Consider the following 19,108-nt stretch of genomic DNA (forward strand, 5'->3'; position numbering starts at 1 on the left):
TTGGATCAAGATCAAAAGCAAAGCAGATCAAAAGCCGGGGTGGTCGGTGGGCATCAACCTATTCGTTCCTGCTCCAACGCATCCTCTCGCTCTGCCGCCCTCTGCCCCTTGGTCTTCATCTCGCTCACAATCACCGCCGCCACAATCAACGCTGCCCCCAGCATTGCAATCGGCGGGAAGCGCTCACCGGCAATTCGCCCAACCACGCCTGCCCACACGGGCTCACCGGCATAGATCAACGTGGCGCGTGTCGGCGAAACGCTTTGCTGCGCCCAGTTCATTGCGACCTGGATCACCGCGCTGGTCAGGCCCAACCCCACTGCGCTGAACAGCAGCAACCATGAGAACCCCGGCAGCGCTTCGCCCATCGGCACCACCATCATGAAGGACAGCACCGAGGCGGTGGCGAGTTGCACCACGGTCACCCGGCGCACGTCCACTTGGCCGGCAAAGGCGCCGATCAGGATGATTTCAGCGGCAATCGCCACCGCGCCGATCAGCGTGGCGATTTCGCCCGGGCTGAAATTCAGCGATGCGCCCGCCGGCCCGGTCAGCAGCATCAAGCCGGTAAACGCCAGCATGATGCCAATGCTCGGCATCAAGCCCGGGCGACGACCCAGCACCAACCATTGCAGCAACGGTACGAATGGCACATATAAAGCGGTGATAAACGCCGACTGGCTGCTGAGGATCGTCTGCAAACCGATGGTCTGCAGCCCGTAGCCAAACATGATAGCCACGCCGATAAATACACCGGCCTTCAATTCGAACAAGGTCAGGTCGCGCAGGGTGCGCAAGGAAAAGAAGCCCACCACGATGGCGGCCGCGGCAAATCGCAGGCCCACGAAAAACATCGGGCCGCTGACGGTCATCGCGTGCTGCACCAGCAAAAACGTGCCGCCCCAGATCATGGTGATCACCACCAGGATGCATTCGGCTTTACTGAAACGGTTGAAACGGGGTGAGGCGTTCGGGGTGGTCATGGCGGCTCGGTCTTGCAAGGGAAAGGCACGGACCGCACAATGCGCCGCACGCTGGGCAGTATACTGCGCACACCCACCCATTGAGCAATATAGTGCACAAAGAAAATCCACAACGGGCCTCGGTCCTGCAGCACGTCAGCCAGAACGTTCGTCGCCTGCGCCATGCCGCCGACTTGAGCCAGACCGCGCTTTCGGAAAAGTCCGGGGTCAGCCGGCGCATGCTGGTGGCCATCGAGGCGGGGGAGAAGAACGTCAGCCTGTCCACCCTCGACCGTGTGGCCGAAGCGCTGGACGTGGCATTCAGCGACCTGATCCAGGCGCCGGACGCCCCCGACCACAGCCGCATCAACGAGCTGGCCTGGGCCGGTGAAATTCCAGGCAGCAAGGCGGTGTTGCTGGCCAAGGCCACGGCGCGGCGCGAGGTTGAGTTGTGGGAGATGCAGCTGGAGCCGGGCGATCGCTACAGCCCAGATCCCGATCCGGATGGCTGGAGCGTGCAATTGTTTGTGTTCGAAGGCTGCCTCACCTTGTTGGTGGGCGAGGAAGACAAGCGCGTCGCCGCCGGTGAGTTCTACATGTTCGCCAGCCGTCACGTGCATGGCTATCGCAACGACGGCGACGTGCCGGTGCGGTTTGTGCGCAACGTGGTGATCTAACTGTTCGCCCGGCAACAGTGGATGGACACTTTGCTGGTTTGAAACGCCACCCCAACACCTGATTAGCCAGCAACTGGCTGATTTTATTGGGTATTAAATTCAGGCACGACTCCTGCAATCCCTCCGATATCCCATCGGAGCCTGGAGTCGGCCCATGTCAGCCCACCCTCAACACCCTGCCCATATCATCCGCTCGGACGCGGAAGCCATCGAGGTCGCCAAGCGGCTGGCCGCACGTTTTGCCGTCGACGCCAGCGTGCGCGACCGCGAGCGGCGCCTGCCGGTGGCCGAGCTTGATGAGTTCTCTGCCAGCGGCTTGTGGGGCATCACTATTCCCAAGGCCTACGGCGGCGCCGAGGTGTCCTATGTGACGGTGGCCGAGGTGATCAAGTTGATCTCCGCTGCCGACCCCTCTCTGGGGCAGATTCCGCAGAACCACCTGGGCGTGGTGGACATCCTGCTGCAAACGGCCACGGAGGAACAAAAGCAGTATTACTTCGGCAAAGTCCTGCAAGGCTATCGCTTCGGTAACGCCTTCTCCGAGGCCAAGAGCAAAAACGCTGGCACCTTTGACACGCAGATCCGCTTCCACGGCGACACCGCGCAAATCAATGGCGAGAAGTTCTACTGCACCGGCGCGCTGTTCGCTCATTTGGTGCCCACGGTCGGCAACAATGAACACGGCCAGGCCTTCATTGCCTTTGTCGAGCGCGACGCCCAGGGCTTGAACGTGATCGACAGCTGGGACGGCTTCGGTCAGCGCACCACCGCCAGCGGCGGCGTAACCCTCGACGGTGTCACGGTGCCGCGCAGCGCGGTGATACCGGCCCACCTGGCCTTCGATCAGCCGACGGCCAACGGCCCGATTTCACAGATTATCCAGGCAGCGGTGGATACCGGCATCGCCGTCGGTGCCCTCGAACACGCCAAGCTCTACGCCCGCCAGGCGCGGCCCTGGATAGACAGCCAACAGGATCACGGTTGGCAAGACCCGTTCACCATTGCCGCCATCGGCGACCTGCAATGGCGCGTACATGGCACCGAAGCCATCCTCGCCAAAGCCGGCCTGGCCGTAGACCGCGCCCTCGCCGAGCCGAGCGAAGACAGCGTGGCGCATGCCTCGTTAGTGGTCGCCCAGGCCAAGGTGCTGTCGGCCGAAACCGCGTTGCTCGCCAGCAGCAAACTCTTCGAGCTGGCCGGCACGCGCTCGGTGACCGGCAAACATAACCTCGACCGTTTCTGGCGCAACGCCCGCACCCACACCCTGCACGACCCAGCGCGCTGGAAATACCACCTGATCGGCAACTTCGTGCTTAACGGCGTGAAGCCTGCGCGCCATGCCTGGAACTGAGGACTACCTATGACCGCATTGAACCTTGCGCGCCAGTTGCTGGACAGCACCCGCCGCCACGTTGAAAAAAGCGACGACCCCTACGTGATCAGCCGTTTTGGCGATTTGCAGATCCGCGTCGACGTGGCCGCCGCGTTGCTGGAACGCGCCGAAACCCACCCTAGCCCTGTCGCCGCGACCGAAGCGCAGATCGCTGCCGCCGAGGCGCTCATCGCCGCGAGCAACGCCGAATTCGAATTGACCGGCCAACGCACCGAACTGCCGTCGACCCTTGATGATCCCCTGCGTGCCAAATACCAGATCGTCGGCAACTACCACCTCAACGGAGTGCTTTAATGGCCCGTGAAATTCGCTTGAATGCCTTCGACATGAACTGCGTCGGCCACCAATCCCCCGGCCTGTGGGCGCACCCCCGTGATCGCTCGTGGCAGTACAAGGACCTGGAATACTGGACCGACCTGGCCAAGATCCTCGAGCGCGGCAAGTTTGACGGCCTGTTCATCGCCGACGTGCTCGGCATCTACGACGTGTACAACGGCAATGGCGACGCGGCGATTCGCCAGGCGGCGCAGGTGCCGGTCAATGACCCGCTGTCGCTGATCGCGCCGATGGCGCTGGTCACCGAGCACTTGGGCTTCGGCCTGACCGCTTCGCTGTCGTTCGAACATCCGTACCCGTTTGCACGTCGTCTCTCGACCCTCGATCACCTGACCAAGGGCCGCATCGGCTGGAATATCGTCACGTCTTACCTGGAAAGCGGCGCCAAGAACCTTGGCCAGAAAGCCCAGACCGAACACGACGCGCGCTACGACTACGCCGAGGAGTATCTGGAGGTTTGCTACAAACTCTGGGAAGGCAGCTGGGAGGAGGGCGCGGTGTTGCGTGACCGCGAACGGCAGATTTTCAGCGACCCGAGCAAGATCCATGAGATCCGCCATGTCGGCAAACACTTCCAGGTGCCTGGCATCCACCTGTGCGAGCCATCGCCCCAGCGCACGCCGGTGCTCTACCAGGCCGGGGCGTCCAGCCGTGGCAAGCAGTTCGCGGCCGAACAGGCCGAATGCGTGTTCGTTGCCGCGCCGTCCAAGGTGCTGCTGAAAAAGACTGTCGCCGACATCCGCCGCCGCGCGGCCGAGGCCGGGCGTGATCCGAAGAAAATCCTGATCTTCAACCTGCAGACGGTGATCGTTGGCGAGACCGACGCCAAGGCCAAGGCCAAGTTCGAGGAATACAAATCCTACGTCAGCTACGAAGGCGCGATGGCGCTGATCTCCGGCTGGACCGGCATCGACTTCAGCCAGTTCAAGCCCGACGAGCCGCTCAAACATGTGCACACCAACGCCATTCAATCGGCGGTGGAAGCCTTCTCCACGGCGGACCCGAACAAGGTCTGGACGCCGAACGAACTGGCCGATTGGGTCGGCATCGGCGGCTTTGGCCCGCTGTTCGTGGGCGGCCCTGAGACCGTGGCGGACCTGTTGCAGGAGTGGGTGGAAGACACTGACGTGGACGGCTTCAACCTGGCCTACGCGCTGACCCACGAGACCTTCATCGACGCCGTGGACTTGCTGGTGCCGGAGTTGCAGAAGCGTGGCGTGTACAAGACCGAGTACGCCCAGGGCACCTTGCGCGAAAAGCTGTTTGGCGACGGTGCCCGGCTGGGCGCGAACCACCCCGGCGCCGGCTACCGCGACCTCAAGGCCCACTCAATCTAACTGAAACACCCCAACCAATGTAGGAGCCGGCTTGCCGGCGATAGCGGTGGGTCAGGCAGAAATGCATTAACTGACAGTCCGCCATCGCCGGCAAGCCGGCTCCTACAGTTGATCTTCATTGTTTGATCGATTTTAGCCAGCGGACCACCGCACGCTTAACCCTAAATAGGAGTACTCCCTATGAGCGTGCACGAACTCAAACGGCCGCTGGTGCTGGAATGGCCCGCAGAACTGCTCGGCCACCTGCCCAAGGCCCTGGAACAATTGCACCACTGGGCGCAGATCACGCCGTTGCACACGGCCCTGCGCCATAAGCGCCAGGGCCAGTGGTACGCCTGGCGCTGGATCGACGCTCTGCGCGATGTCGAGCGCCTGGCCGATGGCTTGCGCCAGCAGGGTTTCGGCGAGCAATCGCGCCTGGCCCTGAGCGGTGCGTTCGAACCCAACCTGTTGCTGTTGGCCCTGGCCGCCCAATCCATCGGCGGGCAGGTGCTGACCCTGGCGGACAACCTGGAACCCGATGCGCTGCAACAGCACCTGTGGCGCATTCACCCCACCCATTCTTTCACCCAAAACCGCCAGCAGATAAAGCATTGGCAGTCTGCCAACCTGCTGGATTTCGCCCAACTGCTGGGCCCGGTGGACCCTGCCCAGCACCTCGCCCGCTGGTGGCAACCCACCGGTGAAACCGCGTTGTGGAGCGAGGAGGGTACCCATTGGCAGGGCGGCCTGGCGGTGTTGCTGGAGCAATGGCTCAACAGCGGTCACGGCCTGGCGTTCCCGGAGAGCCTGGCCTCGGCGCAACGCGATCGCCGCGAAGTCGCCCCCACTGGCCTGCTGTTGTCTGCCGCGCGCTTGCAGCACCTGGCCGATGAAATCGAACACCGCCTGGCCCCCCACGGCACCTGGCGCCGGCGCCTGTGCGACTGGGCCATCGCCCACCCGCAAAGCGGCCTGCGCCGGCTGCTGAAAAACCGCGTGCGCAAGCTGCTTGGTTTCCAGCGCCTGGCCTATATCTGGCAACCCCTCAAAACCACCCCCGAGCCCGCCTGGCTGGCCGAATTCAAACGGGACATCGCATGAGCCAAGCCATCCTCCAGGTGCGGGATATCTCGCTGTCGTTCAAAGGGGTCAAGGCGATTAATGCCTTGTCCTTCGAGGTCGCACGCGGGGAAATCTGCGCGCTGATCGGGCCCAACGGCGCGGGCAAAAGCTCGCTGCTCAATGTGCTCAACGGCGTGTACCGCTTTGACGCTGGCCAGATCGTGTTCGAAGACCAGCGCTTCCACCGCATCGACCCGCTGGGTGCAGCGCGCCGGGGCATCGGCCGCACGTTCCAGAACAACGCGCTGTTCAAGAAGATGAGCGTGATCGACAACATTCTCACTGGCCTGTCGCGGCATACGCGCAGCACCTTCATCGAACAGGCCCTGGGCCTGCCTCGCGCACGTCGTGAGGCCGAAGCCTTCCGCCTGCGCGCCCAGGGCATCCTCGAATTCCTTGAACTGCAAGCCCACCGCGACGTGCTGGTGGGCAACCTGTCTTACGGCCTGCAAAAACGTGTGGAGTTGGGCCGGGCGCTGATCGCCGGGCCCAGCCTGTTGCTGCTGGATGAGCCGATGGCCGGGATGAATGCCGAAGAGAAACAGGAAATGGCGCGTTTCGTCGCCGACGTGAACCGCGACCTCGGCACCACCGTGGTGTTGATCGAACACGACATGGGCGTGGTGATGGGCATGTCCGACCACGTGGTGGTGCTCGACTACGGGCGCAAGGTCGGCGACGGCACGCCCGCCGACGTCCAGGCCAACCCCGAGGTGATCGCAGCTTACCTGGGGGCGGTGCACCCATGACCTTCTTCTTTGAAACCCTGCTCGGCGGCTTGCTCGCGGGCACTATGTACTCGCTGGTCGCCATCGGCTTTGTGCTGATCTACAAGGCCAGCGGCGTGTTCAATTTTGCCCAGGGCTCGATGCTGCTGTTCGCGGCCCTGACCTTTGTCAGCCTGCATGATCAAGGTGTGCCGTTTGCCCTGGCGTTGCTGCTGACCGTGATCGTGATGATCGTCGGCGCCTTGCTGATCGAGCGCCTGGTGTTGCGGCCGTTGGTGAACCGCTCGCAGATCACCTTGTTCATGGCCACGCTCGGTCTGTCGTTCATCATCGAAGGCCTCGCCCAGGGCTTGATGGGCTCGCAGGTACGCGCCCTGGACCTGGGCATCGACGATGTGCCGTTGTTTGTCGGCCCGCTGATGCTCAGCCAGTTCGACCTGATTGCGGCCGCCGCTGCCGTGGTGCTGGTGACGGTACTGGCGCTGCTGTTCAACAAGACCCGCATCGGTGTGTCGCTGCGCGCTGTGGCGGATGACACCACGGCGGCGCTGTCCATCGGCATCAACCTCAACCGCATCTGGCAGATCGTCTGGGCCGTGGCTGGCATCGTCGGGCTGGTGGCCGGTTTGCTCTGGGGCGCGCGCCAGGGCGTGCAGTTTTCGTTGTCGCTGGTGGTGCTCAAGGCCTTGCCGGTGCTGATCATCGGCGGTTTCACCTCGATTGGCGGGGCGATTGTCGGCGGGTTGATCGTCGGTGCGGCGGAGAACCTCGCCGAGGTGTACATCGGCCCGCTGATCGGTGGCGGCATCACGCCGTGGTTCGCCTACGTGCTGGCCCTGGCCTTCCTGTACATCCGTCCCGCTGGCCTGTTCGGCGAGCGTGCTATCGAGCGAGTCTGAAACCATGTCGATCCCTGTTGTTCAAGAAACCGCGCCGTTGCTGCTGATCCAGCGGCGCGTGCCCTGGAGCCTGATTGGCCTATTGGTGCTGGCGTTTGCCGTGGTGCCGTTGTGGGGCAATGACTATTGGCTCAATGCGATCCTCATCCCGTTCCTGGTGTTGTCCCTGGCTGGGTTGGGGCTGAACCTGCTGACCGGCTACACCGGGCAAACCTCAGTGGGCGCTGCCGGCTTCATGGCGGTCGGCGCGTTTGCCACCTACGGGTTCTTGCTGCGCCTGCCGGAGCTGGGCTTGCCGCTGGCGCTGCTCGGTGGCGGGATCATCAGTGCGCTGGTCGGGCTGTTGTTCGGCTTGCCCAGCTCGCGCATCAAGGGCTTCTACTTGATGGTCACCACCCTGGCCGCACAATTTTTCCTGGAGTGGCTGTTCGTCAAATTCCCCTGGTTCTACAACTACGGCTCGTCGGGCACCATTTCCGCACCGAAACTCTCGTTGTTCGGCCAGGACCTCAACACGCCGCTGGGCCGCTACCTGCTGACCCTGGTCACCGTGCTGGTGCTGACGTGGACCGCCGTCAACCTGGTGCGCAGCCAGGTGGGGCGCAACTGGATGGCGATTCGCGACATGGACACCGCCGCCGCCGTGGTCGGCATTCCGGTCGCGCGCTACAAGCGCCTGGCGTTTGCGGTCAGCTCGTTCTACCTGGGTATCGCCGGCGCGCTGTGGGCCTTTGCCTACCTGGGCACGGCCAGCGCCAGCAGCTTTGATATCAACCGGTCGTTCCAGATCCTGTTCATCATCATTATCGGCGGCATGGGCAGCATCGCTGGCAACTTTGTCGGCGCGGCCTTCATCAGTTTGCTGCCGATCTTTCTCAGCCATGCCGGGCAGGCGCTGTTCGGCGGTTCGGTGGACGCGGGACAGTTGCAGAACCTGCAGAAAATCATTTTTGGCGTGTTGATCATCGTGTTCCTGATTAGGGAACCCGAGGGCTTGATTCGCCTGTTGCACAACCTGCGTGACCGTGTGCGGCAGTGGCCGCTGCGTTTCTAACATCCTAAGAGAATCTTCCATGCGTGCATCCTTGAAACGATCCCTGGTCGGCGCGGCCTTTGCGCTGGCGGCATTGGCCGGCGCTGTGCCCCAGGCCGTGGCGTCGGCCGACCAGCAATTCATTCCCCTGGCCACCTACCGCGTCGGCGCCTACGCCTCAAGCGGTGTGCAGGTGTGGGCCGGCATGATCGACTACCTGCGCTACATCAACGAAGTCGAAGGCGGCATCAACGGCGTGAAACTGGTGTGGCAGGAATGCGAGACCGAGTGGACGGCAGAGAAGGGCATCGAGTGCTATGAGCGCTTCAAGAATGGCCTGGATGGCGCGCCGGTCGCGGTGTACCAACCCAACGGTGCCCCGGCTGCCTATGCCTTGAGTGAGCGGGCCGAAGTGGACAAGATCCCGCTGATCACCCTCGGCTATGGCCGCACCGAAGCCACCGACGGCACGGTGTTCCCCTACAACTTCCCGGTGATGCTGACCTTCTACAGCGAGGCCTCGACGCTGGTGAACTACATCGCCCAGCGCGAGGGCGGTTTCGACAAGCTCAAGGGCAAGAAGATCGCCACGGTCTACCACGACTCGGCCTACGGTCGTGAAACCCTCGGCCCGCTGAAATTACTGGCCGAGAAATACGGTTTCGAGAACATCCAGATTCCGGTGGCCGACCCGGGCAACGAGCAGTCCGCACAATGGCGCCAGGTACGCCAGGCCAATCCGGACTGGGTGTTCCTGCGCACCTGGGGCGTGTCCACCCCGGTGGCGGTGAAGACCGCGGCGCGTTTCGGCTTCCCGGTGGACCACATCATCGGCGATATCTGGGCCAGTTCCAGCGAAGACGTATTGCCCGCAGGCGCCGCCGCCAAAGGCTACCTGGCACTCACGCCGTACCCGGCCGGTGCCGACTTCGAGATCCACAAGCGCCTCAAGCAATACATCCTCGACAAGGGCCACAGCGACCTCAAGGACCTGAAAAACTTCGGCAGCGTCTACTACAACTCCGGCCTGGTGAACGCGGCCGTGGCGGTGGAAGCGATCCGCACCGCCCAGGCCAAGTTCGGCAAGCGCCCGCTCAACGGCGAAGAAGGCCGTTGGGGTCTGGAACACTTGAATATCGACGACGCACGTCTCAAGGCCATGGGCTACTTCGGCCTGATGCAGAACCTCAAGCTGTCGTGCCGCGACCACGAAGGCGGTGGTTCAGCGCGGGTGCAACAGTGGGACGGCGCCAACTGGACGCTGATCAGCGACTGGATCGCCGCCGACCGCGCGTTGCTGCGCCCGCTGATTGATGAAAAGTCCGCCGCGTTCGCCAAGGAAAAAGGCCTGACGCCGCGCACCTGTACCGGGGATGAATAAGCCATGAGCCAGCCCGCCATTGAGCCTGGGAGCCCGTCGCTGCTGACGGTCAACGATATCGAAGTGATCTACGACGGCGCGATCCTCGCGGTGGCCGGGGTGTCGCTGCAGGTGCCCAAGGGCGCGATTGTCGCGGTGCTGGGGGCCAATGGCGCGGGCAAGAGCACCACGCTCAAGGCGATCTCGGGGCTGGTACGCGCCGAGCGGGCCGAGGTCAGCCGAGGTTCCATCGAATACGCCGGCACCGACCTCGCCGGCATCGATCCCAGCCAGCGCGTGCGCCAGGGCATGGTCCACGTGTTGGAAGGCCGCCATGTATTCGGCCAACTCACCGTGGAAGACAACCTGCGCAGCGGCGGCTTTGTGCGGCGCCTGAGCCGCAAGGCCATGGAGCAGGACCTGGAGCGCATTTACAGCTGGTTCCCCCGGCTCAAGACCAAGCGCCACACCCGGGCCGGGCTGACCTCCGGTGGCGAGCAACAGATGGTCGCCATTGGCCGAGCCTTGATGACGCGCCCGACGTTGGTACTGCTCGACGAGCCGTCCATGGGGTTGGCGCCTATGATTGTGCAGGAGATTTTCGAGATCATCGCGCAGCTCAATCGCGAGCAGCAGGTGAGCTTTTTGATCGCCGAACAGAACATCAACGTCGCGCTCACCTATGCGACCCATGGCTACGTGCTGGATACTGGGCGGGTGGCCTTGAGTGGCAGCGCGGCCGAACTGCTGGCGCGGGGCGATTTGCACACCATTTATCTGGGTAAACAGTAAGGGCGAATTTGCATGACTGAATCCATCCGCAACGCTGATGTCCTGATCATCGGCGGCGGGCTGAGCGGCACGATGCTGGCGGTGCAACTGCTGCGCCTGCCCGGCCAACGCCAGATCCTGGTGATCGAGCCGCGTGCCGAACTCGGCCGTGGCGAGGCCTACAGCGCCGTCGAGCTGGGTCACACCCTGAACGGCAATGCGGCGCGCATGAGCGTTGACCCGGACAATGCCGACGACCTGACCCAATGGCTCACCGACTACATCGGCGCCGGTGGCTGGCCGGAGTCGGACCAGCAGCACGTGCCCATCTGTGAACTGTTCCCGCCACGCGGGATTTTCGGCTTGTACGCGCAGCAACGCCTGAGCGAGGCCAGGGCGCTGTCGGCGTCGACGGTCGAGCATGTGCGCGGGGAAGTGGTCGACCTGCAAGTGGATCAAGCCTCTACGTTGCTGACGCTGGACAACGGCCAGCAATTGCGCGGCAACTATGCCGTGTTGGCCACCGGGATGTTCCCGGCGGCGCGCACGCCACAAACCGAGTCAAGCGGCTTGAACGCGGCGTCGGTTGACCCCTGGGACGTCAAGGCCATGCGCCAGATCGACCCGCAGGCGCCGGTGCTGATCATCGGTTCGGGGCTGACCATGGTGGACGCCGTGGTCTCGTTGGAGCAGGCCGGGCACCGTGGGCCGATCGAGGTGTTCTCGCGTCATGGGCTACTGCCCCACGTGCGCCGGCAACCGCCGAGCTGGGTGGATTTTCTCGCCGAAGATCACCGCCTGCGCAGCCCGCTGCAATTGCTGCGCGAGGTGCGCCGCCAGTGCCGCATCGCGATGGCCCAGGGCATCGATTGGCAAGCGCCGTTGGACACGGTGCGGGCGCATATCGCTCGCTTGTGGAGCCAGGCCAGCGAACCTGAAAAACGCCAGTTCGTGCGCCATGTGCGGCCGTGGTGGGAAAGCCATCACCACCGTTCGCCGCCGTTGAGCGCGCAACTGGTGGCGCGCTTGCATGGGGAAGGGCGCCTGCGCATTCAGGCGGCGTCGTACAAAGGGCTGGAAGTGTCGGCCAGTGGCGTGACCATTCGCTTGCGCTATCGGGGCGAGCAAGCTGTGACCCAGGTGTCGGGCGCGGCGTTGATCAACTCCAGCGGCATCGAATACGACTGGCGTCGCGTGGCCCGGCCGTTGCCGCAGCAGTTGCTCAAGCGTGGGCTGATCAAGCCAGGGCCATTGGCGTTGGGGATCGCGGCGGATAAGTCAGGTGCTGTGGTGGATGCGCAGGGGCAGGTCAGCCAGCGCTTGTTCGCCATGGGCCCACCGCTGCGTGGCCTGTGGTGGGAAAGCACGGCGGTCACCGATGTGGCGCTGCAAGCCAAAGCCCTGGCCGCAAGGCTGACACAACTCTAAATGTGGGAGCTGGCTTGCCTGCGATAGCGCTGGGTCAGTCACTATCGCATTAACTGATAGTCCGCTATCGCAGGCAAGCCAGCTCCCACAGAGGAAGGGTGGGTTAGCTTCCGGTCTTTACGAAGCCGGGTTTGAGGCCGAACACTTCCACGCCTTGTGGCGTGGACTGCCCGGTGGTGACTTTCACCCGCTCAACCGGCTTATCCATCGCCTCCCGGTACTCCACCTCACCCCCGCTGATCGCTTGCGCCGGCACCACAATCGCCTGCTCATTGTTGTAGGTCACAATGGTCAACCGCGCACTCATCCCCAGCCGCACCCGCTGTAACTGTTGCGGCGTGAGCTTGGGAATCGACAGGGTCACCGGAAACTGAGCGCTGCCCTGGCTATCGCCCGCAATTGCCAGGCCACTGACCACGCTGACGGAACCGGTCAGCCGTTCACCGTCGAACCCGTCGCCCATCACCTCCACGGCCTGGCCCTGATGCAACTGGTTGATGTCCAGCTCCGAAACCCTGGCGACGATCTTGAGCCGTTCGATATTGGCCAGGCCGAACAGCACCTGACCCTGGCTCACCTTGCTGCCAGCCTGCACGGGGGCATTGTTATTGCCGCCGCCTTGGGACGAACTGCTGTTGCCGGGAGCCGGGACCACGATGCCGGAAAACGGCGCCTTCACCTCGCGGCCATCGAGCAGTTTGTGCAGGGCGTCGTATTTCACCGTGGCGTTGGTCAGCTCCATGTCAGCGATCTGGCGGTACTCGCCTTTGCCCTGATCCAGTGCCTGTTGCAGTTCACTGCGTGCCGAGGCCAGGTCCAGTTGCTGCTGTTGGGTTTGTTGCCGCAGGTCGTCGAGCTCATTGCGCGGGATGATGCCGCGCTTGAACAGGTTCTCGCTTTCGGTGAGTTTGCGTTGGTTATTGCCGGCGGTCATCTCCGCCGTGCGCAGGGTGCGACGCGCGCGGCTGACCGTCGTGCCGCTGTCCCAATCCTGCATTTCCTGCACGGTGCGTCGGGCCTTGAGTTGCGCAGACAAGGCATCGCGCAATTGCACTTCGAGAGTGGACGGGTCCATCTGCAACAGCACTTGGCCGGCCTCCACACGCTGGCCCTGTTCCACCAGGTTGGCCTGCACATTGCCGTCGAAGGGCGCGGTGAGGGTGATGGTGGTGTCGGGTTCGATCTTGCCCACCAGGCCAATCTGATGCACCAGGGGGTCGGGTTTCACTGCCAGCCACTGTTCGGCTGCGGCGGTCTGGTTGGCGGCAGGGCTGCGCACGCTCAGCAGGGCGATGCCCGCACCCGCCAACAGCACGATCAACACAGCACCCAGCAGGCGTTTGTTTTTAGTAGTCATTGAGGGCGATTTCCCAACTTTCCAGCGTCATGCCCAGGGTCAAATCGAGCTGGGTCTGGGCGTTCAGATAAGCAATCAGCGCATTAAGCTGCGCGTTTTCGGCGTTGCGCAAATCGGTTTCGTAGCTCAACACCTGAAAGTTGGTGGAGCGCCCGGCGCTGAGTTTTTCCCGTTCGATCTCGATCTTGCGCCGCGACAGTTCCACCGCGCGCTGGGAGATTTCATATTGGCGCCAGCGAGTGCCGAGGTCACGCACCACGTCGTTGACGCTGCGCTCCAGTTCCTGGCGTGCGTCGGTGATGCGGATCTCCTGGTCTTCCACATTGACCCGCGCGCGCACTTCGGCTTGGCGCGTGCTGATGTCGCCGATGGGGATCTGTACCTGCACCCCAGCGTAGCTGTCCCAGGTGCGGTTGTTGGTATTGCCGGCGTCGTTGTTGTAGGCATCGCGTATCTGGTTGGCCCCGGCCACCAGGTCCACTTGCCAGCGTCCGGAGTCCTTGGCGATTACCAGGTTGAGGTCGGCCTGCTGGCTGCCGAGCAGGGCGGCAAGGTATTCCGGCTGCTGGGTCTGCGCCAGGTTGAAGGCCTGGCGCTTGTCGATGACCATCGGCTTGGCCTCCAGGGCTTCACTGGCGCGGATCGGCGTCGACAAGTCCAGTGCCAGCAGGCGCAGCAGGGCCAGGCGGCTGGTGTCGAGCTGGTTCTGGGCCTCTTCCACGCCCAGTTGCTGGGTGGCGATATCGGCTTCAGTCTGCACGATCTCAAACTCGGCCATGCGCCCGGCGGCGATCAGTGCCTTGTTCACCTCCAGCAAGGTCCCGGAACGTTTGAGGGCGTCCTGCACGATGCTCAGTTGTTCCTGGGCGCGCAGCAGTTCGCGGTAGGTGGCGATGATCTGGCTGATGGTCTGCGCCACGGTGGCCTTGAGGTTCAGGCGGTTGGCCTGTTCCGACAGGCGTGACAGGCGCAGCGGTGCGGTGGTGGCGTCCCAGCCGGCGCCGCGCATCAGCGGCTGGATGATCGCCAGGTCCAGGCCATCGCTGCGGTAGCGCCCGGCGCGGTCGGCGTTGTTCAGTTGCTGGGTCCAGGCCATGCTCAAGCGCGTGCCGTACTCGCCGAGCAGGGTTGCGTTCGGCGCCAGGTTGGCGTTGCGCGAGTTGTCCGCCGAGCCGCGAGTGTTGCGGTAGTAGCTGTTGAGGGTGAGCTTGGGGTTGAACGTGTCTTCAGCGACGCGCAGGTCGAATTTCTGCGCCACCCGCTGCAGGTACGCGCTGCGAATCGCCGGGTTGTTGCGCAGGCCCAGGTACACCGCATCACCCAGGGTCATGGTGGTGACCTGGGCGTTCAGCGAAACGCTGCGGTCGTAGCCGCTGCGTGTGGTACTGGGGGCCGATGGGTTGATCACCACGTCGGCCGCCGCGCAGGGCAGGCTTGCCAGGGCGAGGGCCAGCAACAGGCCTTTATTCATCGCGCAGGGCCTCCACCGGCTGCAACTTGGAGGCCGACACCGCCGGGTAGATCCCGAAGAACAACCCCACCAGCAAAGTACTGCCCACCCCCAGGGGCAAGGCGGCGGCCGCCAGCACAAATGCCCAGCCCGACATCCACGCATAGAGCCAGGCGGCTGTCATGCCCAGTACCGCGCCACACAGTGCGCCCACGGCGGTCAGCGTGACCGCTTCGAGCAGGAACAGGTTGCGGATGTCTCGCTGGCGCGCGCCCAGCGCCATGCGGATACCGATTTCGCGGCGGCGCTCCGAGACATTCATCAGCATCACGTTCATCACGCCCACGCCGCCCCCCACCAGCGAGATAGCCCCCAGGGCCAGCAACAGGTAAGCAAAGGTGCGGCTTTGCCGGGTCATGCCGTCGATCATTTGCTGAGGCACCTGGATGTCGACCGTGTGGTCGGTGAGTTGGCGTTGGAGTTCGGTGGCGGCGTTGTGGGCGATACGTTCCATGTCCTGGCCGGGCGTGGCGCGGATGATGACGTTGCCGATCTGCGGCGTGGCGTAGATACGGCGCATGCCTTCGGCGGGAATGAACAGTGATTCGTTGGCTTGTACGGGCATCAATATGGCGCGCGGCTGGCTCTGGAGAATGCCCACCACCAGAAACAGATAGTCATTGATGCGCACGCGGTCGCCCAGTTTGATCGGGTCGCCGGGGGCGCCCAAGGCTTGGGCGAGTTGGTCCCCGATCACGCCATAAGTTTCATTGGCGTCGAAGACGGACAGGAAGCGGCCTTCACGTACGACGATGCGCATAGCGTCTTTAATGTCCGGTGTTGTGCCGACAAAGTTCGCATTGGTGGTGCGGCCATGGAAAACCATGGGCCCGCTGAACAAAGTGAGCGCACCAATGTGAGCGATGCCCGGCACGGCCTCGCGCACGGCTTCCAGATCAAGGCGGGCGCGCATCGGGGCAGTGCTGTTGCCTTTCGGGGGGAACTGGGCCACCAGGGTGTCGGTGCCCATGTCCTTGAAAATCATCGCGGCGTCGACCGCCGCGTTGTGGCCGATATTGATCAGGGCCACCACGGACGAACTGCCGATGACAATGCCCAGCAGCGCCAGGACCGAGCGTTTGCCCAGGGTGCGCAGGCTCACGAAGGCTTCATGCAGCAACTGGCTGAGGCTCTGTTCGACCCGCAGGCTCATAGGCCTCCAGCCTCTTGCACCACGCCGTTGCGCACCAGGATCTTGCGGTCCAGGCGTTCGGCGATGTGAGGGTCGTGGGTGACGATGATCAGGGTGACCTGTTGCTCGCGGTTCAGGGCCAGGAGCAAGTCCATGATCTCTTGCGCGGTGGTGCTGTCGAGGTTGCCGGTGGGCTCGTCGGCGAGGATCACCGAGGGCTTGCCCACCAGCGCCCGGGCAATCGCTACACGCTGGCGCTGGCCGCCGGAGAGGTCGGCGGGGCGGTGATGGGCGCGTTCGGCCAGGCCAACCTGGTCGAGCATGCGCAGGGCCTGCTCCACCGACTCGTGGCGTGATACACCCCGGTAGCTCAGGGGCAGGGCGACGTTGTCGAGGGCGCTGAGGCGCGGCAGCAGGTTGAAGCTCTGGAACACGAAACCGATCTGCTGATTGCGGATCGCGGCCAATTGGTCGGGGCTGGCGCTGAAGATATCGTGACCGGCAAAGTGATACTCGCCGCAGTTGGGCAGGTCCAGCAGGCCGAGAATGTTGAGCAGGGTACTTTTGCCGGAGCCGGAAGCACCGAGAATGCCGCAGCTGTCACCACTGGCGATGGACAGGCACACATCATTGAGAATGGACAGTTCTTGCCCGGCGAGCTGATAACGCTTGCCGATGCCTTGCAGGGAGATCAAGCCTGGGTGCGCGGGGATATCTGTCATCATGACTACGCCTGCAGTCTCGACGGTGCCTCCATGCCCCCGGTAAATCCTTGTAACAAGTTCGGGAGCTGCCTGGTACGCGTCACGGACTGGTTTTATTTCTTGTTTTTAAAATATTGTTTGAATAGTAACCGTGTTCCAGGCGCTCCGCCAGCCATGGATGTAGAGCGGTTTTACCCTTTGAAACGATTTTTCCAGCGGCCGTTCCGAGGGGCAAAAAAACGTCTCAGCTAGCGGCGATGTGCCCGTTTATACAGGCTTTTAGTAGTATGGCGCAGTGTCACTACTTGCTTTCGAAAGGCCGCCCCGGTATAAAAAATCAAATTATTTTTTAAAACAATATTTCCCACGTGGAACCCCTATGGTCGCGAAGAAACTCAGCGCTCCAAACGTTACCAAGACTCGACTGCTGGATGCGACAGAGGCTCTCTTCATCAAATACGGCTATGACGCCGTGCTGCTCCGGCAGATTACCGAGCGCGCCCAGGTGAACCTGGCCGCCGTGAACTACCACTTCGGGGACAAGGATTCCCTGATGAAAACCCTGTTGATGCAACGCCTGGAGCCGCTCAACGAGCAGCGCCTGGAATTGCTCGCGCGCTGCGAAGCCGAATCCGACGGCCCGCTCGATTGCGATACCTTGCTCGGCGTGCTGTTTGCCCCGGCCATGGGCCTGGAGCGCAGTGACCCGGCCAGCGCCAGCGGGGAAGGGCGTTCGTTTATCCGGTTCCTGGGCCGGGTCTACAGCGACACCTCGCCGTTTATCCAGGAATACCTCAAGGTGCATTACCAGCCGGTGTTCCAGCGTTTCTTCGAAGCCTTCGCCCTGGCCTTGCCCGACCTGCCACGCAATGAGTTGGGGGTGCGCCTGCAATTTGCCCTCAAGGCGATTTCCGGGGTCATGGCCGGCACTGAACTGCGCCTGTTGATGAACTCCATGAGCCTGGGCCGTCCAGCCACGGATGCCGAGGTGATGGCCAAGTTGATCACCCTGGTGTCAGCGGCGATTCGTGTGCCGCAGCAGAGCCCGGAGGCCGAGAATGCCTTGGCCAAGGTGCTGGACACCCAGCGCGCCATTCGCGAACAGGCCAATGAACCGGTTGCCAAGGCCTCGCGCTAGCTCGAATTCCAGGCAAAAAAAACCCGCTGGGGCGGCGGGTTTGATGTGAAGCATTTGTAACGGATGAGGCTTCACACTACGGCTCGGGATGTGAATAAAACGTGAAAAGTTTGTAAGGGAAAGTGTGAAAACGTTGAGATGTGTAAACGTTTCTGAATTTTCCTATTGTGCCCGCCGAATTCAGATTTTCCAGTGGCCGGCGCTCTTCGCCAGCCGCTGGCGCATTGCGTCCACGTTCTGCGCCAATTGCACGGTCAACAAGCGATAACCATCCAAAGCGCTATAAACCGGCGCGTCCAGTGCGGGTTCTACCCCGATGTGGCTGGTACGCTCCAAACGCTCCGTCACCCCCGATTTCAACGCCCGCGCCATCCCCACCAACTGCACGCGGATCTGCCGGTGCTCGGCCTTCAACATCACCTGCATCCGCGCGCTTGCCTGTTCATCGCGCGGGTCCGGCCGCGTATTGCCCAGAATCTCCAGGGTGCTGATGCACATGCGCAGGTGGCGCTGGATCGCATCCAGTTCGGTCATGGAGATGCGCACTTCCTTGGACACCGACGGCATCAACGAACGCAATTGCAGCATCGCCGCGTTGAGGCGGTTCATCAGCTTGAGGTGTTCATCGTCGGTCACTGACCGCCCGCTGATGATCCGGCTATAAATCTCGGCGCAGTCACGCAAGGCACTGGCCAGGTTGTAGCGCCACGAATACACCGCATACAGCGGCAGGGCGAAGGAGAAAGCCAGCGCCAACACGATACCGATCAGGATGTCCACGGTACGCCACAGGCCATCGGAGATCGGATTGTCCCCGTGGCCTGCGACGATAAACACCGTGATTGCCGACAGCAGCGCGATGTACCCGCCCTTGCCGATGGCGTGATAGGAAAAGAACCCGCACACCACCGACATCAACAGATAGGTCAAGAGCGGCTCGCCGAAATAAGCCTGTTGCAGCACCAGCAACAAACCGACGCTGGCGCCGATCAAGGTGCCGTAGGCGCGCTCCACCGCTTTTTTGCCGATATTGCCGTGATGCTGCAAGCCGCCGATCACGATCAGCATGGTCACCGATGCCCATTCACCGTGGGGCAGGTTGATGCCGGTGGTCAGCAGGATCGTCGCCAGCAAGCCGATGGACACGCGCACGGCGTGGATCAGCTTGGCGTGGCGGTAGCGGCGGTAGGGATCGAGCAGAGGGCGCAACAGGCGCCGGAAGATCATATTCATGAGGTC

The 19,108-nt window shown here is 62.9% G+C and carries 18 protein-coding genes; 12 read left to right on the forward strand and 6 right to left on the reverse strand.

Going from position 1 to position 19,108, the window contains the following annotated elements:
- Nucleotides 1–53 precede the first annotated feature (53 nt).
- Nucleotides 54–983, reverse strand: coding sequence for a DMT family transporter (locus AC07SU_RS05525; RefSeq protein ID WP_494996450.1), 930 nt, complete (start codon nucleotides 981–983; stop codon nucleotides 54–56).
- A 92-nt stretch (nucleotides 984–1,075) separates the two neighbouring features.
- Here AC07SU_RS05525 and AC07SU_RS05530 point away from each other — a divergent pair, with 92 nt between their 5' ends.
- The 11 genes from AC07SU_RS05530 to AC07SU_RS05580 all read left to right on the forward strand — a co-directional run bounded on the left by AC07SU_RS05530 (nucleotide 1,076) and on the right by AC07SU_RS05580 (nucleotide 12,028).
- On the forward strand, nucleotides 1,076–1,639 hold the full coding sequence (locus tag AC07SU_RS05530; RefSeq protein ID WP_176998834.1) for a helix-turn-helix domain-containing protein: 564 nt from the start codon (nucleotides 1,076–1,078) through the stop codon (nucleotides 1,637–1,639).
- Between the two features lie 154 nt (nucleotides 1,640–1,793).
- Entirely contained in the window at nucleotides 1,794–2,990 is a 1,197-nt protein-coding gene (locus AC07SU_RS05535; protein ID WP_494996451.1) for an SfnB family sulfur acquisition oxidoreductase, read from the forward strand.
- A gap of 9 nt (nucleotides 2,991–2,999) precedes the next feature.
- Entirely contained in the window at nucleotides 3,000–3,326 is a 327-nt protein-coding gene (locus AC07SU_RS05540; protein WP_494996452.1) for an acyl-CoA dehydrogenase, read from the forward strand.
- Nucleotides 3,326–4,705: an LLM class flavin-dependent oxidoreductase gene (locus tag AC07SU_RS05545; RefSeq protein ID WP_494996453.1), complete on the forward strand. Its 1,380-nt coding sequence runs from the start codon at nucleotides 3,326–3,328 to the stop codon at nucleotides 4,703–4,705. The genes AC07SU_RS05540 and AC07SU_RS05545 overlap by 1 nt, the downstream gene beginning before the upstream one ends.
- A 180-nt stretch (nucleotides 4,706–4,885) precedes the next feature.
- Nucleotides 4,886–5,788, forward strand: coding sequence for an AMP-binding protein (locus AC07SU_RS05550; protein ID WP_494996454.1), 903 nt, complete (start codon nucleotides 4,886–4,888; stop codon nucleotides 5,786–5,788).
- Complete coding sequence (locus AC07SU_RS05555; RefSeq protein WP_494996455.1) at nucleotides 5,785–6,558, forward strand: ABC transporter ATP-binding protein; 774 nt, start codon at nucleotides 5,785–5,787, stop codon at nucleotides 6,556–6,558. The genes AC07SU_RS05550 and AC07SU_RS05555 overlap by 4 nt, the downstream gene beginning before the upstream one ends.
- Nucleotides 6,555–7,436, forward strand: coding sequence for a branched-chain amino acid ABC transporter permease (locus tag AC07SU_RS05560; RefSeq protein ID WP_048728678.1), 882 nt, complete (start codon nucleotides 6,555–6,557; stop codon nucleotides 7,434–7,436). The genes AC07SU_RS05555 and AC07SU_RS05560 overlap by 4 nt, the downstream gene beginning before the upstream one ends.
- Before the next feature lie 4 nt (nucleotides 7,437–7,440).
- Entirely contained in the window at nucleotides 7,441–8,490 is a 1,050-nt protein-coding gene (locus tag AC07SU_RS05565; protein ID WP_494996456.1) for a branched-chain amino acid ABC transporter permease, read from the forward strand.
- Nucleotides 8,491–8,509: 19 nt separating this feature from the next.
- Entirely contained in the window at nucleotides 8,510–9,850 is a 1,341-nt protein-coding gene (locus tag AC07SU_RS05570; protein ID WP_494996457.1) for an ABC transporter substrate-binding protein, read from the forward strand.
- A gap of 3 nt (nucleotides 9,851–9,853) precedes the next feature.
- Nucleotides 9,854–10,621 (forward strand): ABC transporter ATP-binding protein, encoded by a 768-nt coding sequence (locus tag AC07SU_RS05575; RefSeq protein WP_494996458.1) that lies wholly within the window; start codon nucleotides 9,854–9,856, stop codon nucleotides 10,619–10,621.
- 12 nt (nucleotides 10,622–10,633) lie between these two features.
- Nucleotides 10,634–12,028 (forward strand): FAD/NAD(P)-binding protein, encoded by a 1,395-nt coding sequence (locus tag AC07SU_RS05580; RefSeq protein WP_494996459.1) that lies wholly within the window; start codon nucleotides 10,634–10,636, stop codon nucleotides 12,026–12,028.
- A 103-nt stretch (nucleotides 12,029–12,131) separates the two neighbouring features.
- Here the strand turns inward: AC07SU_RS05580 and AC07SU_RS05585 are convergent, their stop codons facing one another.
- The 4 genes from AC07SU_RS05585 to AC07SU_RS05600 are packed head-to-tail and all read right to left on the reverse strand — an operon-like array spanning nucleotide 12,132 to nucleotide 16,752.
- Entirely contained in the window at nucleotides 12,132–13,385 is a 1,254-nt protein-coding gene (locus AC07SU_RS05585) for an efflux RND transporter periplasmic adaptor subunit (protein WP_494996460.1), read from the reverse strand.
- A complete protein-coding gene (locus AC07SU_RS05590; protein WP_494996461.1) occupies nucleotides 13,375–14,856 on the reverse strand; it encodes a TolC family protein in 1,482 nt (493 codons plus the stop codon). Before AC07SU_RS05590 ends, AC07SU_RS05585 begins: the two co-directional genes overlap by 11 nt.
- A complete protein-coding gene (locus AC07SU_RS05595; protein ID WP_494996462.1) occupies nucleotides 14,849–16,048 on the reverse strand; it encodes an ABC transporter permease in 1,200 nt (399 codons plus the stop codon). Before AC07SU_RS05595 ends, AC07SU_RS05590 begins: the two co-directional genes overlap by 8 nt.
- On the reverse strand, nucleotides 16,045–16,752 hold the full coding sequence (locus AC07SU_RS05600; RefSeq protein ID WP_176998820.1) for an ABC transporter ATP-binding protein: 708 nt from the start codon (nucleotides 16,750–16,752) through the stop codon (nucleotides 16,045–16,047). The genes AC07SU_RS05595 and AC07SU_RS05600 overlap by 4 nt, the downstream gene beginning before the upstream one ends.
- 358 nt (nucleotides 16,753–17,110) lie before the next feature.
- On the opposite strand from AC07SU_RS05600, the gene AC07SU_RS05605 reads away from it, so the two are divergent.
- Nucleotides 17,111–17,869 (forward strand): TetR/AcrR family transcriptional regulator, encoded by a 759-nt coding sequence (locus AC07SU_RS05605; RefSeq protein ID WP_494996463.1) that lies wholly within the window; start codon nucleotides 17,111–17,113, stop codon nucleotides 17,867–17,869.
- 180 nt (nucleotides 17,870–18,049) lie between these two features.
- On the opposite strand, the gene AC07SU_RS05610 is transcribed toward AC07SU_RS05605, so the two are convergent.
- Nucleotides 18,050–19,102 (reverse strand): FUSC family protein, encoded by a 1,053-nt coding sequence (locus AC07SU_RS05610; protein ID WP_494996464.1) that lies wholly within the window; start codon nucleotides 19,100–19,102, stop codon nucleotides 18,050–18,052.
- Nucleotides 19,103–19,108: the final 6 nt, after the last annotated feature.

The organism is Pseudomonas sp. GW821-FHT05H12, from assembly GCF_059419385.1.

What these genes read in the sequence shown, in the direction of transcription:
- AC07SU_RS05605 (WP_494996463.1), top strand. Translation starts at nt 17,111, where the DNA reads ATGGTCGCGAAGAAACTCAGCGCTCCAAACGTTACCAAGACTCGACTG.
- AC07SU_RS05540 (WP_494996452.1), top strand. Translation starts at nt 3,000, where the DNA reads ATGACCGCATTGAACCTTGCGCGCCAGTTGCTGGACAGCACCCGCCGC.
- AC07SU_RS05580 (WP_494996459.1), top strand. Translation starts at nt 10,634, where the DNA reads ATGACTGAATCCATCCGCAACGCTGATGTCCTGATCATCGGCGGCGGG.
- AC07SU_RS05525 (WP_494996450.1), bottom strand. Translation starts at nt 983, where the DNA reads ATGACCACCCCGAACGCCTCACCCCGTTTCAACCGTTTCAGTAAAGCC.
- AC07SU_RS05545 (WP_494996453.1), top strand. Translation starts at nt 3,326, where the DNA reads ATGGCCCGTGAAATTCGCTTGAATGCCTTCGACATGAACTGCGTCGGC.
- AC07SU_RS05550 (WP_494996454.1), top strand. Translation starts at nt 4,886, where the DNA reads ATGAGCGTGCACGAACTCAAACGGCCGCTGGTGCTGGAATGGCCCGCA.
- AC07SU_RS05555 (WP_494996455.1), top strand. Translation starts at nt 5,785, where the DNA reads ATGAGCCAAGCCATCCTCCAGGTGCGGGATATCTCGCTGTCGTTCAAA.
- AC07SU_RS05575 (WP_494996458.1), top strand. Translation starts at nt 9,854, where the DNA reads ATGAGCCAGCCCGCCATTGAGCCTGGGAGCCCGTCGCTGCTGACGGTC.
- AC07SU_RS05610 (WP_494996464.1), bottom strand. Translation starts at nt 19,102, where the DNA reads ATGAATATGATCTTCCGGCGCCTGTTGCGCCCTCTGCTCGATCCCTAC.
- AC07SU_RS05570 (WP_494996457.1), top strand. Translation starts at nt 8,510, where the DNA reads ATGCGTGCATCCTTGAAACGATCCCTGGTCGGCGCGGCCTTTGCGCTG.
- AC07SU_RS05600 (WP_176998820.1), bottom strand. Translation starts at nt 16,752, where the DNA reads ATGATGACAGATATCCCCGCGCACCCAGGCTTGATCTCCCTGCAAGGC.
- AC07SU_RS05585 (WP_494996460.1), bottom strand. Translation starts at nt 13,385, where the DNA reads ATGACTACTAAAAACAAACGCCTGCTGGGTGCTGTGTTGATCGTGCTG.
- AC07SU_RS05590 (WP_494996461.1), bottom strand. Translation starts at nt 14,856, where the DNA reads ATGAATAAAGGCCTGTTGCTGGCCCTCGCCCTGGCAAGCCTGCCCTGC.
- AC07SU_RS05535 (WP_494996451.1), top strand. Translation starts at nt 1,794, where the DNA reads ATGTCAGCCCACCCTCAACACCCTGCCCATATCATCCGCTCGGACGCG.
- AC07SU_RS05560 (WP_048728678.1), top strand. Translation starts at nt 6,555, where the DNA reads ATGACCTTCTTCTTTGAAACCCTGCTCGGCGGCTTGCTCGCGGGCACT.
- AC07SU_RS05595 (WP_494996462.1), bottom strand. Translation starts at nt 16,048, where the DNA reads ATGAGCCTGCGGGTCGAACAGAGCCTCAGCCAGTTGCTGCATGAAGCC.
- AC07SU_RS05565 (WP_494996456.1), top strand. Translation starts at nt 7,441, where the DNA reads ATGTCGATCCCTGTTGTTCAAGAAACCGCGCCGTTGCTGCTGATCCAG.